8 protein-coding genes are annotated in these 17,500 nt (G+C 63.9%); 2 read left to right on the forward strand and 6 right to left on the reverse strand.

The annotated features are described in order from the left end of the window. Nucleotides 1-12: 12 nt before the first annotated feature. On the forward strand, nucleotides 13-5,151 hold the full coding sequence (locus tag QTI66_RS00395) for an NAD-glutamate dehydrogenase (protein WP_286556666.1): 5,139 nt from the start codon (nucleotides 13-15) through the stop codon (nucleotides 5,149-5,151). A 107-nt stretch (nucleotides 5,152-5,258) separates the two neighbouring features. Here QTI66_RS00395 and QTI66_RS00400 read toward each other — a convergent pair whose 3' ends face one another. From QTI66_RS00400 to QTI66_RS00420, 5 genes are all read right to left on the reverse strand, one after another. Next, nucleotides 5,259-5,843, reverse strand: coding sequence for an SLATT domain-containing protein (locus tag QTI66_RS00400; RefSeq protein WP_286556667.1), 585 nt, complete (start codon nucleotides 5,841-5,843; stop codon nucleotides 5,259-5,261). Beyond that, nucleotides 5,821-6,363 carry an SMODS domain-containing nucleotidyltransferase gene (locus tag QTI66_RS00405; RefSeq protein ID WP_286556668.1) on the reverse strand — a complete coding sequence of 181 codons (543 nt, stop codon included), beginning with the start codon at nucleotides 6,361-6,363 and terminating at the stop codon, nucleotides 5,821-5,823. Before QTI66_RS00405 ends, QTI66_RS00400 begins: the two co-directional genes overlap by 23 nt. Further along, the gene (locus QTI66_RS00410; RefSeq protein WP_286556669.1) at nucleotides 6,266-6,694 is read right to left on the reverse strand and encodes an SMODS domain-containing nucleotidyltransferase; all 429 of its coding nucleotides are present in this window, start codon (nucleotides 6,692-6,694) and stop codon (nucleotides 6,266-6,268) included. Before QTI66_RS00410 ends, QTI66_RS00405 begins: the two co-directional genes overlap by 98 nt. A gap of 435 nt (nucleotides 6,695-7,129) precedes the next feature. Beyond that, a protein-coding gene (locus QTI66_RS00415) for an IS5 family transposase (protein WP_286557777.1) occupies nucleotides 7,130-7,893 on the reverse strand; the annotation gives its coding sequence in 2 pieces (ribosomal slippage) (nucleotides 7,130-7,578 and nucleotides 7,578-7,893; 765 coding nt in all). A 396-nt stretch (nucleotides 7,894-8,289) separates the two neighbouring features. Further along, on the reverse strand, nucleotides 8,290-10,008 hold the full coding sequence (locus QTI66_RS00420) for a tyrosine-type recombinase/integrase (protein WP_286556670.1): 1,719 nt from the start codon (nucleotides 10,006-10,008) through the stop codon (nucleotides 8,290-8,292). 485 nt (nucleotides 10,009-10,493) lie between these two features. Between QTI66_RS00420 and QTI66_RS00425 the strand changes: the two genes are divergently transcribed. Then, nucleotides 10,494-13,481, forward strand: coding sequence for an ATP-binding protein (locus QTI66_RS00425; protein ID WP_286556672.1), 2,988 nt, complete (start codon nucleotides 10,494-10,496; stop codon nucleotides 13,479-13,481). Here the strand turns inward: QTI66_RS00425 and QTI66_RS00430 are convergent. Beyond that, nucleotides 13,478-17,263 (reverse strand): Dyp-type peroxidase, encoded by a 3,786-nt coding sequence (locus QTI66_RS00430; RefSeq protein WP_286556674.1) that lies wholly within the window; start codon nucleotides 17,261-17,263, stop codon nucleotides 13,478-13,480. The two genes, QTI66_RS00425 and QTI66_RS00430, sit on opposite strands and share 4 nt — an antisense overlap. Nucleotides 17,264-17,500: the final 237 nt, after the last annotated feature.

Raw genomic sequence — 17,500 nt, forward strand, 5'->3', positions numbered from 1 at the left:
GAAAGAGTACTGATGAGCAGCAAGGCCGTTCTGGAGCTCCTCAAAGCAGCAAATTGGCTTGGCATTGACTCCGAATTGGCCAAGCTGATAGATCGCGGCATTCGCTTGATGCCCGAAGACAAGGCCACAACCATCCTTTCAAGATTAGAGCGCGATGTCAGCCTGTTTGACGAGATTCTTGCTGCGCGTCATGACGCCTTTCATCAGATCAAGATAGCTGAGGGCCGATCGGTTGCGACCGTTGCAGGCGATCTCTCGTCTTTCACTGCGGATGCGCGGTATTCATTAGATGAGGCACGATGGGGTGACCTCAGGCGGGCGTATTCGGCGTCGCTTGCCGTCGGAAACGAAGGGCGGCGGGAGTCGAGCATTGCCTTGGGCGACGGGGTGGTGGGCGGTGAAGACGCCATGGCACGCGGTCTGGACGTCTTTGGCCCGCAGTACTTGGGCCAGATCACGTCGGAGGACCTGGCCGAGCGCCAGCCGGCCGACGTCTACGGCGCGGCGCTCTCGCACTGGAACTTCGCGCGCAAGCGCGAGCGCGGCCAGATCACGGTGCGGGTGTTCAACCCCAGCATTGCTGAACACGGCTGGCAGTCCACCCACAGCATCATCGAGATTGTCAACGACGACATGCCCTTCCTGGTTGACACGGTGACCATGGAAGTAAACCGCCACGGCCTTAGGCTGCATCTCATCATCCATCCGCTCATCCACGTCAGACGTGATGCGCAGGGCCACCTGCAGGACGTGGGCGCCGAGGACGCGCCGCGCGAATCCTTCATTCATGTCGAAGTGGACCGTGTCGCCAACACGGCGCAGCTGGAGGCACTGGCCAGCGACGTGAAGCGGGTGCTGGGCGACGTGCGGCTGGCGGTCACCGACTGGCAGAAGATGCGGCAGCGCGCGCTGGACATCGTCGCGCAGCTTGAGAAGCAGACCCTGCCAATCCCGACGGAGGAGAAGTTGGAAGAGCAGGCCTTCCTGCGCTGGTTGGCAGACGGCCACTTCACCTTCTTGGGCCACCGCAGCAACGACCTGGTGAATCAGGGCGGAGAGGACACGCTCAAGGCGGTGCCTGGCTCGGGCCTGGGCATCCTGCGCGAATCGGGAATGGATCTGGCCACCAGATTCGCGGCGCTGCCGCCGCAGGTGCGGGCCAACGCCCGGCTGTCAGAACTCCTCATCATCACCAAGTCCACCTCGCGCTCGACGGTGCACCGGCAGGGTTACTTGGACTACATCGGCATCAAGCGCCTCGATGCACAAGGCCAGGTTGTGGGCGAGGACTGCTTTCTGGGCCTGTTCACGCACACCGCCTACAACGCGAGACCGGCCGACATCCCGCTCTTGCGTAGGAAGGTGGCCGACGTACTGGCGCGTGCCGGCCTGCCGGCGGGCAGCCATTCGGAACAAGCGCTGGTAAACATCCTGGAAGGCTACCCTCGCGACGAACTGTTCCAGACCGCCGGCGACGAGTTGCTGGAGATCGCCATGGATGTGATGCATCTGGAGGAGCGCCAGCGCTTCCGCCTCTTCGTGCGGCGCGAGCCCTACGAGCGCTTCGTGGTGTGCATGATCTACGCCCCCCGCGAGAGCTACGCCACCGACGTGCGCCAAAGGTGGCAGGCAATTCTGGAGCAGGCCTTCAACGGCCGAGGCTCCGAGTTCAACGTGCATCTGTCCGAGTCGATGCTTGCGCGCATCCAGATTACGGTGCGCACCAAGCCCGGCGAGATCCCGCCCTACGACGTGCGCGAGCTCGAGCAGCGTCTGGCGGCATCCGCGCGCCGGTGGGAAGACGACCTGAAGTTCGCCTTGATCGAGTCGGCTGGCGAGGCGCACGGCAATGCGCTGCTGCGCCAGTATGACAGCGCGTTCCCCGCGGGTTATCGCGATGAGTTCGCGGCGCGCGTGGCCGTGCATGACATCGCGCTGATCGAGAAGCTCGGCGACACGCTGTCGCTGGGCATGAATCTCTACAGGCCGTTGGAGGCGTCCCCGGGCATGCTGCGCTTCAAGCTGGTGGTGCGTGGCACGCCGCTTGTGTTGTCGACCAGCCTGCCGATGATGGAGCATCTGGGCATGCGGGTGCTGGACGAACAACTGCATCGCATCGCCAAGCGTGACGGCAGCATGGTGTGGGTGCACGACTTCGGCCTGGCGAGCGCCAACGGCGAGACGGAACTGGACGTTGACGCGCTGCGCCCAATGTTCGAGGAGGCTTTCGGCGCCGTCTACACCGGCGCGGTAGAGAACGACGATTTCAACCGTCTTGTGCTGGCCGCGCGGCTGCCGGCGCACGACATCGTGTTGTTGCGGGCCTACGCCAAGTACATGAAGCAGATCGGCTTCTCGCTGTCGCAGGCCTTCGTCGAGAGCACGCTGGTCGCCAATGCCGCCATCGCGCGCAACCTGGTGGAACTGTTCCGCCTGCGCTTCGATCCTGCCGCGGCGGTCGCAAGCGGCGATACGGTACAGACCAAGACGGCCGAGATTGAACTGGCACTTGAGCAGGTGACCAACCTCTCGGAAGACCGCGTGCTGCGCAACCTGCTGAGCCTGATGATGGCCACCACGCGTACGAACTTCTGGCGGCGTGACGCCAAGGGCGCGCGGCGTGGGTTCGTCTCGTTCAAGTTCGACTCGCGCAAGGTCCCGGACCTGCCCGCGCCCAAACCCATGTTCGAGATCTTCGTGTACTCCACCCGCTTCGAGGGCGTGCACCTTCGCGGTGGACGAGTGGCGCGCGGCGGCCTGCGCTGGTCCGATCGGCCGGAGGACTTCCGCACCGAGGTGCTGGGCTTGGTGAAGGCGGAGATGGTGAAGAACACCGTGATCGTGCCGGTGGGCTCCACGGGCGGCTTTGTGCTCAAGCGCGCGCCGCCGCCGGCCGACCGCGATGCCTACATGAAGGAAGGCGTGGCCTGCTATCAGGACTACCTGCGCGGCCTGCTGGACATCACCGACAACCTAGCCGGGGTCGCCGTCGTGCCGCCGCCAGACGTGCGCCGCCTCGACGAGGACGACCCCTACCTGGTGGTGGCCGCTGACAAGGGCACTGCCAACTTCAGCGACTACGCCAACGGCGTCAGCGTAGAGTACGGCTTCTGGTTGGGCGACGCGTTCGCCTCGGGGGGCTCGGTGGGCTACGACCAAAAGGCGATGGGCATCACCGCCCGCGGCGCCTGGGAATCGGTCAAGCGCCACTTCCGCGAGATGGGCATCGACACGCAGTGCCAGGACTTCACCGTTGCCGGCATCGGCGACATGTCCGGCGACGTGTTCGGCAACGGCATGCTGCTGTCGCGGCACATCTGCCTGGTGGCCGCCTTCGATCATCGCCACATCTTTCTGGACCCAAAGCCCGAGCCTGAGAAGACCTTCGTGGAGCGCGACCGCATGTTCAAGCTCCCGCGCTCGTCCTGGGGCGACTATGACACGAGTCTCATTTCCAAGGGCGGTGGCATCCATTCGCGCAGCGCCGAGTCGATCGCGCTCACGCCGGAAGTGAAGGTCTCGCTGGGCATCGATGCCATGGCAGAGCACATGACGCCCACCGAGCTGATCAACGCCATCCTGAAGTCGCCGGTGCAGCTCATCTACAACGGCGGCACCGGCACCTACGTGAAGGCCAGCTACGAGACGCATACGCAAGTGGGCGACCGGGCCAACGACGTGTTGCGCGTCGACGGCAAGGAGCTGCGCTGCAAGGTCTTCGCCGAGGGCGGCAATCTGGGCTGCACGCAGCTCGGGCGGATCGAGTTCGCGCGGGCTGGGGGCCGTATCAACACCGATGCGATCGACAACTCGGCCGGCGTCGACACCTCCGATCACGAGGTCAACATCAAGATCCTGCTGGGCCTGCCGCAGGCCGAGGGCGAACTCACCGAGAAGCAGCGCCATGCCATTCTGGCCGATACGACGGACGAGGTGGCGCAGCTCGTGCTGCGCGACAACGTCTTACAGACGCAGATCCTCTCGATAACCAATCGGGTGGCGCCGCAAATGCTCGATGCGCAGACACGCTTCATGCAGTTCCTCGAAAAGGCCGCGCGGCTGAACCGCGTCGTTGAATTCCTGCCAGCCGATGAAGAGATTGCCGAGCGGCGCGCAGCCGGCCAAGGCCTAGCCACCCCCGAGGCCGCGTCGCTGCTGGCCCACAGCAAGATGTGGCTCTACGATGAGCTGCTGGCCTCGCGCCTGCCCGACGACCCGTGGGTGGCCTCGGCTTTGGAGCGCTACTTCCCTACGCTGCTGCGCCGGCGCTTCGCCGACTGGATACCCAAGCATCCCCTCAAGCGCGAGATCATCGCCACCTACGTCACCAACAGCACTATCAACCGGGTGGGCAGCACCTTCGTGCACCGCCTGCTAGAGATCACCGGTGCGCATGCCTTCGAGGTGGTGCGTGCCTACCTCATGAGCCGCGAGATCTTCGGCATGGTGCCGCTGTGGACTGCGGTGGAAGCGCTGGGCAACAAGGTGGACGATGCGTTGCAGAGCCGACTGCTCATCGACATCAGCCAGCAACTGGAGCGAGCCACCAAGTGGTTCCTTCGCTCGCGGCGGTTGGCCGAGGATATGCAGTCAGTCATCGACCACTTCAAGCCGAACGTGGACGCGCTCTCAGCCCGCCTGCCGCAGCTGCTCGGCGTCGACAAGCGCGGCCGCGACGATGCGGCGGTGTTGCAGTACCTGCAGGGCGGCGTGCCGCGCGAACTGGCCGAGCGCGTGGTCACTTTCGACTCGCTCAACGCCACGCTGGACATCGCCGAGCTGGCCGGCAGCGCGGGCTGGCCGGTGGAGCTCGTGGCGGCGGTCTACTTCGACTTGGCCAACCGATTGGGCATGCTCTGGCTGCGCGACCGCATCGCTGCGCTACCGGGCGACGCGCACTGGCAGATGCTGGCCAAGGGCACCATGCTGGACGATCTCTCGGGGCTGGAGCGTTCCATTGCCGCCACCGTGCTGGCGGGGGGGCGCGACGAGGAGACCGAGTCGCCCGACACGCTGGTCTACGCCTGGCAGGTCAGCAACGGCCGCACCCTGGAGGGTGCCTCGCGCCTCATGGCGGAACTGCGCACGGTATCGGCGCCGGACGCCGCCATGTTGTCGGCGGTGTTGCAGGAGCTGCGGGCGCTGACATAGTGCCGCCTTGGTGCTACTGCAACTCGAAGCTGTTGCAGTAGCACCAGGCACACGCAAGACCTCCACAAGATGCCCTGTCGCATGTCAGAAACGGTCTGATGCAATCCCTACCGGTTCGTTAACGAGATTCGAAGTGACTTGGGCAGCATCCGGTTCAATTCATCGTCAGTAAAGAAGAGTTCTTCGGATACCTTCAGCGCCTTTTGTGCATCGGCATAGGCCTTCGCATTGGTGCGTGGGGCGCCCTTGTAAATACCCTCCAGCAGCTGATTCAGATGATCGCGCTGCCGACGTACTTCCTCCAGCGAGCGCCCGTCTTGGAGGTCAACCAGCAGGCTTAGGATCTGTTCGCGCGCACCCCAGAGCTTGGCCCCGACCTCTGTATGCAACTGCCCTTGCTCGCCCAGCGACGCCTCTTTGAAGTAGAGCGTGAGCGCGAGCAGGACAGTGGACAGCACTGCTCCGACAATCGTGCCTATCTTGCTATCGCCAAAGAGCGCCGTCAGGAGGCTGCCCGCGGTGGCGGCTGACAGCACGATTTCGGCTGCCTTGATGCGCTTGTAGCGAGCGATGTAGTTGTCCGCCATTTTTTGATGCGTCTTGTGGGTATAGGCGGCTCGCGCATACATTTCTCGCAGCTGACTTTCCAGGGCCGTGGTGTCCCGTGCGTTAGATGGAAAAGTCGGATCCATAAATGCCTCGATATGTCTGTTTAGCCGTGAAATCGTGTTCCGCTTGTTGGTGATTGATAGCCTCGATGGTCCGCAGTTCGGCTTGCCGTGCCTTGTACTGAAAGCCGCTACCGTACACCCACGAACCGCTGCCGGGCGCCAACCAGTAGGTCTTGCCGGTATCTTGGTCCGCCAGAAATGAAAAGAAATCCCGGGTCATCCAGTCATAGAAGACATAGGACTTGCCTCGGTAGGCCCAGTGGTTCAAAAATTGATGGGCGAGCGTATGCATGCCGCTCATTGACACGTTGTGCCTGTCCCTCCACGCGCGTGTCATCCGAGCCAGTTCCACAAGGTTGCAGTTGCATGCTGCGTTGCTACTACTAAACGCCTCCATCTCCTGCTTGGGTTTGCAGGTGCGCCAAGCCCCACCGTTGTTGCTGTCAGCAAACGTGTAGCCGCCAGCTGTGTTGGCGAACGCTGGAAGCAACTCGAACTTCACGCCATCCGTCAAACAAAAGAGCGACGACTTGACCGTCACTCCCGATTTCCGTGTGGGAATAGGTCCTCGCAATTGACGCGCGCACATGTGCCAATAGCGCAGACTGTCCGTTCCCCGCATGTCCATTGAACCTGGCATAGAGTGAAGACGGCAACTCGTATAGGAGGTCAACGTCGCTCACGCTTGGGATGGCCGTTGCCCGTCCATACGAGCCCACGTAAAACCGGTTGCTCGTCTTGGAATCAAGAGCGCGCAGGTCGTTGTTCAACTGCCCAACAATACGCCCGGTCCGGTACGCGATGGACCCGCGCTTATCTGTCCCAATGCGCAGGTTGCAACCAAAGGTTTGAAACCATTCACCAACGCCCATGCCCCTCTTCCCTCACGTGCTCGATTGTTGCACTGCCGTTGTCGGCAGCTTCGTGGTGCACCCATCCTGTTGGGTGCATTCTGACTGAATCCCCGATGCTTTGAAGGGCCCGGCTGTTTCGGCGCCGTAGCGGTGCTTGGGAATCGCGGTCTGTTCTCGCCAGTGGCGCGCACAGTGCGCCGCCCATTCACGCACGAGGGCAGGCCAACAAGAGTAGGGCGCGATCGCGCAAGCCCCACAGACCTTTGCCACAGGTGTCCAGAACTGCAGCCTGAAGCGGCTCCTTGGCCAGCGGCGCGTGCTTGTGGGGCAGGGTGCCTTGCTTGGCATAGGTTGGACGGGGTCTCGGCTACGAGCGGGTGCGCCATCAGAACGGCGCTGGGGGTTGGACTGGATGCCATTTGAGGCCGCCTTCCCCAGTCGGGCTAGGGCGTGTTAACACAAACGAAGCCCGTCAGCGATCAGGGCGAAGCTGATGAAGCCCAAGAACATCACATCGAGCTTTTCGAAGCGAGAGAAGATGCGTCTATAGCCTTTGAGGCGTCGGAACAGTCGCTCGACTTCGTTGCGGCGCTTGTACATCTCGCGGTCGTACTCCCAAGGCTCAATTCGAGTCTTCAACGGCGGCACGACTGGAATGAACCCCAGATCGAGCGCCAACTGCCTGGTCTCATTGCCCTCGTAGGCGCGGTCCATCAACAGATGGAGGGGGCGATCCGGTCCGCCCAGGCGACGCAACAGCGCGCGGCCTTCTGGCGCATCGTGTGCCTGGCCGGGCGACAGCGAGAACGTTATGGCCGTTCGAGCATCCGCGGCAACCATATGAATCTTGGTGTTCCACCCGCCTCTGGACTTGCCGATGGCCTGTGGGCCGTTTTTTTTAACGCTCCCGTGCCATCGGGATGCACCTTGATGCTTGTGCTGTCCAGCGAGACGGCTTCGATCCTGATGCGAACGACCTGAGCACGCTGCAACTCCTCGAATACCCGGTCGAGCACGCCAGCTTTGGACCAGCGGTTCATGCGCGTGTAGATGGTGTGCCAATTGCCGAACCGCTTTGGCAGCCCGCGCCACTTGCATCCGTGCTCGGCGACATACAGGATGGCATTCAACACGCTCAGATTCGACAGGCTCACGTTGCCTCTTTGCAGCGGCAGGCAGTGCTCTATCTGGGCGAACTGGGCTTGCGTAATCTCCATCATGGAGTGTCTCGCATCAACCACGGCCACCTCAATTAGTGTTAACACGCCCTAGTCGAACACTTTCGCTCCCCTTGGTGTTGAGCCAAAGTACAAGCCAACAAATTTCTTCCCGCACGGGTTCACCAGCAAGAGCGCAGCTTGTGATCGCCGAGCGCACGATCAATTTGCTGGCAGGCATCAATGACAAAGACCGAACCATCCCCGATAGATTTCCAGTAAATCGGGCTCTAGGAGTTGAACAGCGCTTTTCACTCTCACCCCTGGCTATGAACGCGGATGTCTAATCGGGAGCAGCCGTCTCCTAGACCGATACCCGAAGACCAATGATCTTCCAAGGTCGTAGCGGCATAAAAGGAGTTGGCGACAACCAAGGGTCATATGTCTGCGCCCGTCCTAGCCGCGGCTTTCGACCGGTTTTCCGGCGTACACCTTGTTCCAATAGCCAACCGGTGGTGTGGGAATCCCCAGAGCTCTGCAGCGCTTGGCGACAGCCCTGTCGCTGATCCCGAACATGGCGGCGACCTCCGTCATCGGATGATTCCACACAAGCCTTCTCACCTGGTCGGCCGAGGTCGCCCGCCAGGCGAGGAGGCCCGGCAGCTGTCTGATGTCGCGCCGGCCGCGATGCGGGGAGCCCTCCTGCGCTTGAACCTTGACGTCCTTACCCGCCAGGATCTCCTCGATCATCCGCTTCGCCTCGGGCGTGTCGGCCTTCTTGGCTTCTGTTCGAATCCAGTCCGAGACGGGGTCGACGTGCATTCTTTTGATCACGTTTGCGTAGTTGTTGCCGTGGACGTCCTGCGTGACGTGATTGAGGAGCAGCTTGCGGGCGCCTTCGGCCACGCCAGCTGCCTCCGCAATGTCCTCGAAGGTGCGGCGAAACGCGTGGGGATGCAGCGCTACGTCGACCTGTTCGGGAAACAGTGGGTCCGCCGTCAACGCTCGCACGAGGTCGGCCACTTTCCGAATGAGCTTGGCGGCGTTGTCGAGGTGACCCGTCTTGCCGTGGGAGCGGAACACGTACCCGTCGTCTCCCTTTTTCACCTGTCCGTCCGGCAGCGTTGCGAGCCATCGTTCGCGCTCTTCGTGCAAAAGATCTCGCAGCAGGCTGCCCATGGGCAGGACAAGTTCCCGGTAATTCTTGGTCTTTGGGAACGTGACCTCGTCAGACCTGAAGTTCACGTGCGACCACTTGGAAGACCTGCTTTCGCCTCGTCGCGTGCCCGTCAAGATCAAGAAGCAGAGCCACACCGCGGCCGTTCGCTCGGCAATGTCCCATGCGCGGTCGCGCGCGGCCATCAAGAAATTCCAGACATGTCCAATGCAGTTCGTCGGGATTCTCGTCGTCCTGGCCGGTTCGGGATTTCTGGGACGGCGTTGATACATCCGCTTGACCGGATTCGTGGGGAGGATCACGGGGTCACCGTCGTCGTCCTCAAACATGCCCTGAGCCCAGTTGCATAGCGCGCGCAGGAAGTCAAACGCCCGATTGGCAGCTCGCGGGCCATGGTTGAGCTTGAGGGAAGCCTTGTTGAACAGTTCCACCAGTTCGTCGCGTTTAAGGCTCGCGATGGCACGTTGGGCCAGAGGATGCAATATTCCCTTTCCGCCTAGCATTGGGCGGTAGCTCTCTTTGGTGGCCTCCGCCAGGGGCCCATGCTTGGTCGTCTTGTTCGCCAAATAGTCCTCTGCCACTTCAAGGACAGTGAGCGCTAGCGCTTTGTCGCTTTCTTTCTTTTTTTCAGTCTCAGCCTTGGCCTGCGCGGCGGCCTGCGTCGGGTCGATCCCGTGGACCTCCATGGAAAGCTTGCGCTTTTTCGCTTCCGCACGCGCCGCGTCTGCGCTCAGCGGATCCCTGTGGCGACTGATGGCGCGTTCGCGCGTTTTTCGTGCGCCGTCGCCAACCCGTCCTTGGAACAAATAGGTCTTTACACCCCCTTTGGTGATGCGCACGCCAAAGCCTTGCACCTTGGTGTCCCAGTAAATCACCCATTGGTGCTCTGGTGGGCACACAAGGGCGTCAACCACGGGGTTGGTCAGCTTGATCGACGAGGACTCGGATTCGCCCGCGTCGACGTTTTGTGTTGCCGATTTCGTCGTCCTTTTAGGCATGATTGCTCCTGATTCGTCCCAGCACAATCCCGGCGGAGAAAGGTACTTGGTTGGTCTTTTCTTGTCCAATCTTGACCATGCTGATTGTGCGCTAACTCGTTGTCATTGTTGAAGATTGTCCGATTTGATCCATCCAGGTCCGCGCGTGTCCGAGTTCAATTTCGAAACTGTTAATCCGTAGGTCCCTGGTTCGAGCCCAGGTCGGGGAGCCAAAATAAACCCTTGTGGTTCCTGAATGCCTCGCTGCCAGATTGGTAGCGAGGCATTTCCATTTGTGCATTCGATTCGTGCGTCGAGCCGCGAACATCCCCATGCCGGGGCGCCGCAATGCACGCTCCCGGCATCGGCAGCGAAGCAAGCCCTTCCCACCGTTCGCTTCGCCGCCTCGCAAGACCCCAGATAGCGTTTTCAACGTGTCATCGCGCCGTGTTCCCGGCGTACGATTTGCTACTTCCTTTTACGATCAAGTCGTTTCAACTGCCCCAATGCTTCCCAGTCGCAGCGCCAACCATGAAGTCACCCCCGGCGATTCGGAGGGCCAGCGGCGCCACCTGACGCTGCTTTTTGCCGATCTCTCTGATTCGACCCGGTTGGGCGAGATGATGGAGGCGGAAGACTACGCCGACATGCTCGCCAGCCTGCGGCGCCTGTGCCACGAAATCATTCCTCGCCATGGCGGGCAGATCGCCCGCATCCAGGGCGATGGCGTGCTGGCCTTCTTCGGATACCCCGTGGCGCGCGAGGACGACGGCCGTCGTGCCGCCGACGCCGCGCTGGAGCTTCATGTGGCGGTCAGCCAGATCCAGGTGCACGGCGAAGCCGCCGCGCTGGCGCCGCTCACGCTGCACTCGGGTATCCATGGCGGGCTGGTCTACCTGTCCGGCGGCGATCTGGAGCGCGGACGCTTCGATCTGCTGGGCAACGTGCCCAACGTGGCGGCGCGCCTGTCGACGCTGGCCGAAAGCGACGACATCTATATCAGCGAGGAAACGCTGGGCCCGCACGCCCGCTTCTTCCATGTGGGCGAGCGCGTGGAAGTGAAGGTCAAGGGGCGCACCGAGCCGCTGGCGGTCCATCGCCTGCTGGGCAAGGCGGACGGGCAGGGCCCTTCGTGGATTGCGCGCCGGGCCCTGTGCCCCTTCGTCGGCCGGCAGCAGCCCTTGCGCCAGTTGCGCGACCACCTGCGAAAAGCCATTGCCGGCACGCCCGAATGCGTGACCGTGCGCGGCGACCCCGGCGTCGGCAAGACCCGCCTGATCGACGAACTGCTGCGCCACGCCTCGGCCGCGCAATGCCTGTTCCTCAAGGGCTACTGCGAGAACTATTTCAGCGCCGAGCCCTTGCAGCCCTTTGCCCAGATGCTGCGCGCCATCGCCACCATGGTCGAAGCCGAGCCGCAGGCATGGCAGGCGCACAAAGGTTTGATCGACGAAGGCATGCCCGCCTTTGCCCGCCTGGTCGACGCAATGGCCGCGGACAAGCCCTTGTTGCTGGTGATCGACGACTGGCAATGGGCTGATGACGCGAGCCAGCAACTGCTCGATGCCTTGCTTGCACTTCACAGGCCGCTGCTGGTCGTGCTGGCCACGCGGGAGCACACCACGGCCGAGTTGCTCACGCGCCAATCGGCCACCATCGAACTGCATCCGCTCGACGAGGCGGAGGCGGCCGAGGCGGTGGAATTCCTGTGTCCGGGATGCGACCCTTTCGTGGCCGCCGAGATTCGTCGCTACGCCGGCGGCGTGCCGCTGTTCCTCGAAGAGCTGTGCCAGTCCACCATGGCGCGCGGCGGCGCGCTGCCGCCCGGCCCCAAGGCGGGAAGTGGCGCTTGGCTCAATTCCCTCATCGGCTCGCGCGTCGAGCGCCTGCCGCCCGCGCAGGCAGAACTGGTTCGCGCCGCGGCGGTCATCGGCAACGTATTTCCCGAGTGGCTCCTGGCGGAAGTCGCGACCGACGGCGGCGACCACGAGATGGTCGATGCGCTCGCGGCGCAAGACCTCGTCTACCCCGGTGAAGTCGCGGGAACCCTGCGCTTCAAGCATGCGCTGACGCGCGACGTGATCTATGAATCCGTGGGCCTGCACCGCCGCAAGGAACTGCATCGGCGCATTGCGCGCGCACAGGAGGCGCGGGGCGACCACCGCATCCAGGACGATGGCAACGAAACGCTGGCCTACCACTGCGCCGCCGGCGAGCTGCGCGACGAAGCCGCCCGCTACGCGGAGTTGGCGGGCGACAAGGCCATGGCCGCGTCGGCGCTGGACCGGGCACGCGATCAATACGCCGCGGCGCTCCAGGCCCTGGACGCGATGGGGCCCAACACGCGCGAGCTCCAGCTGCGTTGGTGCGGCGTTGCACAAAAGCTCGGTCTGGCCTGCGTCTTCGACCCGCTCGGATTTGCCGACGCGCTGACGACTTTCAAGCGCGGCGTCGACTTGGCACGCGCCAGCGGCGACATCGATGCACTCGCGCGAGCCGAATACTGGCTCGGTTATGTCCACTATTCCAAAGGTCAGCCGCGCGCCGCCATCGCCCACTGCGAGGACGCGCTCGATCTGGCGCTGCAACACGGCATGGACCGGCTGGCCGCGCAAGTGCGCGCAACCTTGGGCCAGGCGCTCCTGTCCGCCTGCGAATACGATCGCGCGCTCTACCTGCTGGACGACGCTCTGCAAAGCAAGCGCGTGCAGAGCCGACCCGGCGGCAACATCGCCGTGGGTTCGGCCTACACCCTGGCCTGCAAGGGCTACCTGCTGGGTGACCGCGGACAATTTGGCGAGGCCAAGGAGTGCTTTGACGAAGCCCTGCGCCTGCTCGGCGGCACCGTGCACCAGGTGGCCAGTTCGGTGCGCCATTGGCTCAGCGTGGTGCAGCTCTGGCAAGGCCGATGGCATGACGCCCTTCGTGCGGCCGACGAAGCGACCTCCATTGCCGCGCAGGTCAAGAGCCGGCAGCAGTTTGCGATGGGCCGGGCGCTGGCGGGTTACGCACGCTGGATGCAGTCGCGCTCGCCCGAAGGCCTTCGCGTGGTGAAAGACGCCACGGCATGGATCGAGGCGCGCAAGGGCGAACTCGCCACCTCGCTCAATCACGGCTGGCTGGTCGAAGGCGCACTCGCGCAAGGCGACGAGGAACTGGCACGCCGCCATGCCGCGCGCCTCTTCCTGCGCGTGCGGCAGGACGACCGCATCGGCGAAGCCTTGGCATGCCGTGCGCTCGCCACGGCCGCAGCCAAGGGCAACGACTTCGAGCGGGCCGAGCGCTATGTCCAGCAGGCGTTCAGGTCCGCGGAGGTCCGCGGCTCGGCGCACGAAGTGGCCGTCACGCAGCTGTGCCAGGGCCAGCTGGAACTCCAGCGCGGCCACGGCGCCGCAGGGCGCGAACTGCTGGACCGGGCCTGCGCCGCATTCGAGTCCATGGACATGCGCTGGCACCTCGACAAGGCGCAGCGGGCGCTGGCGCAAGCGGGTTAGGGAGTCGCCTTGGCCGGTCCCTCGAATGTGAAAGACAGCGCCGCCGGACTCGGCCGCGTGCATTCCCCCGTGCTGATCAGCCCCGCCAGCAACCCGAGCAGCACGCCCATGCCCGCCTCGTAGCCGGGGCAGGCGTGGGTCGGGTGCGGTGACGACGAACGCTTGCCGCCAAAAACCAGCGAGAGATCGTCCTTGCCGTCTTCCAGGCACTGGTGCGCGCCCGACACGAGGGAGAGCACGATCACGTCGTCCTTGCGCACGCGCTCGCTTCCGATGTTGAAGCCGCCCTTGGTGGCGCGGCGCCAGATGAGTTCCGGCGCGGGCCGCAACTGCATCGACTGCACGAGCGCGGGCCGCAGGATGGCGTGGGCCTTTTCCAGCTCGTTCGAAAACCGGCTCTTGTCCGCGCTGCTCCACGCGGCGCGCAACGACCAGTAGGTGCCGTCGCGCAGCCATTCGTTCAGCGAGAGGCGGAAGTTGCCGTCCACCGTCGGCAGGAATCCCATCAAGGCACCGCTCAGGGTGCGGGCGGTGAGTTCATCGTCGTCGGGAAAGGCGCCGAGGATGGCCTTGGCAATCGGCGCCTCCTGTCCGCCCGGTCCCTTGGGCGAGCCACCCGACGCGCGGGCGCGCCGGACGAACTCCTCCATGGCACGCGTCAGTGCCTTGCCCATTCGTTGCGAAAAGTCCTGCACGTTGTCGTTGGGCCAGGGCTGGAAGATGCAGCGTGAAGGCGCGGTGAACTGGGCAGGGTAGATGGGCGGCTCGTCGTCCTTCCAGTCCCAGCGCCAGCTCCCGGCTTTGAGGTATGGATCGGGCTCCGTGCCGTCCGGCAGCCCGAACCAGTCGCGGCACATCAACTCGAGCACCTTGTCGCTGACTTCCTTGGCGTCGAGGTTGAGTTCCCAGCGCGGCAGATTGTTCTTGGCGGCGAACTCCTTCTCGAACTTCATGAAGGCGTTCAGCACGACCCCGGTGTAGCGGAAGGCGGCGTTGAAGGCATCGAGTTCGGAGATGGCCGAGATGGCCTCGTTCGCCTTTCCGGATTGCACGTCGTATTCGTTGCCGGCGTCCAGGCCCAGGTAAATCGAGCCGATCGACTTCTCCATCCGCTCCTTGTAGCCGGCGACGCTGAAGCGCTCATTCCTGTCGCCCAGCACCTCCTTGATGAGGCCGCGGTCGGCCACGATCACGCCATAGGGTGTGCGCAGCACCCCGCCGTGGCATGTGCGGATGGCGGCCCACACCGATGCGCTGTGAAACTTCTCCTGTGCTTCGGGGTCTTCGAGCATCGCCTTCCATGCCAGCTTCGCAGCTTCGCGACCCGCCTGCTTCTCCACCTGGAAAAGACATTGAATGGCTTGCGCACCTTCCTTCACCGTCCACACGGGCGCCACGCGTTGGCCGGCCCCGGCCGCTTCCCGCAGCTTTTGCACCGCCGCCAACGATGGCGCAAAAAGGTACATGCCCCACTCGAGCCGCACGATGGGTTGGGCTTCACGGCCCGGCGGGGGCGCTTCGTCCAGCGCGATGCGATAGGCCTCGCCGTTGTGCTCGAAGGTGTAGCCGCGCCTTTCGTTGAGGCGCTCATTCGGCGTGTCAGGGCCACGAACTTCCGGCACGCCCAGGAAGGGATCGCTCTGGCGCGAATGGCCGCCCGAGCTGTTGCCGCCAGTCAGCCAGCGCTGGACCACCTCGAACTGCTCGCACAGGCTGGAGACGTAGGCCATGAACATGAGGCCCCGTTCCTGTCCGTCGGGCTGCGCGGGCTGCAGCGGGTTTGACGGTGGTGCGTACTGAGGCCCATAAGACATGCCGCGCCGCATCAAGCGCGGATGCCGCCCGCCCGTGGGTTCGGGCGGGTAGGCGCCCGGCGTCGTGGCAGGCCGTGGGTTGGCGCGACGGATGTGCGAGTGGAACGGGCACAGGCTGCCGGTCTGGTCATGGGTGTAGTCGAAGTCGTTGGACGTTGCCTGGTTGGCCAGCGGCTCGCCCGCGCGCGTGCGGCCCATCATCTTGGCCGCGATGAGTTCGGGGTTCAGCCCGGTCCGCTGGTTGGCCTGCTGCATCAGGTTGTGCAAGACATCAACGTTTTGCTTGAGCTTGCGCACGACCAGGAAACTGCCGTCATGCAGCCAGTCCATGCGGTCTTGATCCTGCTGCGTTTGCGGCACCGGCGCCACATCCGCTTCGCTGTCGCGTCCCCACAAGACTTCACCAACGGCGATCTGGTTCGGATAGACCTTGCCGGCCTTGTCCTTGTCGAAGACAGGATCGCTCATGCCGTCTGCAAAGCCGAAGTGTTCGACGGCGCGCGTGCCATCGGGCGTCGTGTGGCGCCGCATGTGCTGCACGGCCAGCACGCGCACGCCGGGCCGCGTGTCCTGGCCGTCCGGATCCTTGAGCAATCGCTTGATCGACTCGTGCAGCGGATGGTCCGGCTGGGCCGGGTCGTGCTGTGTCGATGGCGAGCCGATGCGCATCTGCACGACGATGTGCACGGTCGACATCTGCACGGGCGGTGGGGTCGTGCCGGGCTGCGGGTTCCAGTTGTTCACCGGCAAGCGCCAGCGCCTCGGATGGTTGGTTCGGAAGTCGCCCAGCATGCTGGCGCGCGCTTCCATGCCTTCGCGGAACTCTTGCGGAAAGAGGGCGAGCTGCTCCTCTGTGAGGCCCAGCGCGCGCAAGCCCTCGTAGCTCACGCTGAAGGTGGTGATCAGGCCGCCGGCCGCGGGCCGCGTGGCCTCGGTCGTCATGTTGGCGATGAGGTAGTCCAGCAGCGAGGCGCCGGCCGCGCTGTTGTCGATGGCCAGCATCACCAGGCAGCCATGCGTGACGCCTTCAAGCGTGCGCAGGATGCCTGCCTGCACGTTGGGGAACATGTCGATGGGCCCCACGTCCGGCAACACGGGCATGGCGTGTGGCGGGTCGCTCGCCTGGTCTGCCTGCGCAAGCCACTGGAGCTGCCGCCCGAAGCGCCTCTCCACGGCCTCGACGTCTTTGGGCTGCGCGATCTTCAAGGAGGCCAGGACATCCCTGAACTCGACGAGCAGGTCGCGCGCCGCGCGCCTGAGCACATCGCCGTCAGGGGTGCCGGGCAGGTAGGTGTCCGTCAGGCGGAACAGCACGGCCAGCGACTGCAGGCCCTGTCGCACCGTCTCGGCCACGCCGCCATTGGCGATGGAATGGCTCGCGTCCCAGGCCAGGACCTCGGCAGTCGCCACATGGTTCTGGGCCAGCAACAGGTCACGCGAGTGCGGGCTGTCGGCAAAGCGGCAGATGGCGTCCTGCGCGCGCAGGTAGGCCGCGTCGGGCACGGTGAGGCCGTGCGTGTTGAAGTAGAAGTGCGTTTCCGTCTGCACGCGCCGCACCCAGTTGGCCCACGCCTCGAAGCCCGCCGACTGCGAGTTCACGTAGTCCTCGGTGTTGCAGAAGATGATGTCCAGCAGCGTGCCGACCTTCTGCCAGAGGATGCGGATGTACGACTCCCAGGTGCCGTCGAAAGTGACGGCCAGCATGATCTTGTCCTCCGGTTCCTGCACCAGCACGCGAAACGAGTGAATCACCGCCACACGTTCCACCGAGTCCGACAGCGGACGGTATAGCGCGTACTCATGCAACGACGCGCGCCCGCCGGTGAGCATCTGCATCAGGCGCTTGGCCCGCGTCTTGTAGGTGATGGCGTCCAGCGACGGCACGAAGCCGGGCTTGATCGTGGCGAACAGCGTGAGGTCGCTGGAGCCCGTCAGGCTGCGTCCCTTGATCAAAAGGTCTTGTCGCACAGGAAGTCCTCCGGAATTTTTCGTGGCTCGCAGGGAGGCCGGGTATGTCATTTACATCGACAACAAACGTTTCATTTTGAATTGAGGTACGGTGAGCGAGCAATCGCCCATTGAGAGGAGGCAACTGTTGGCGGACATCGGCTATGGATTCGCCACTTGCGCCTGCTGGCGTGCGGGCAGCGAAGCGCCCTAGAATCCGAGCGAACTCCAGGCAGCCTGTCAGAATCCCCAGCGTTC

Origin of the sequence: Variovorax brevis (assembly GCF_030317105.1) — a bacterium.
Lineage (GTDB): Bacteria > Pseudomonadota > Gammaproteobacteria > Burkholderiales > Burkholderiaceae_C > Variovorax > Variovorax brevis.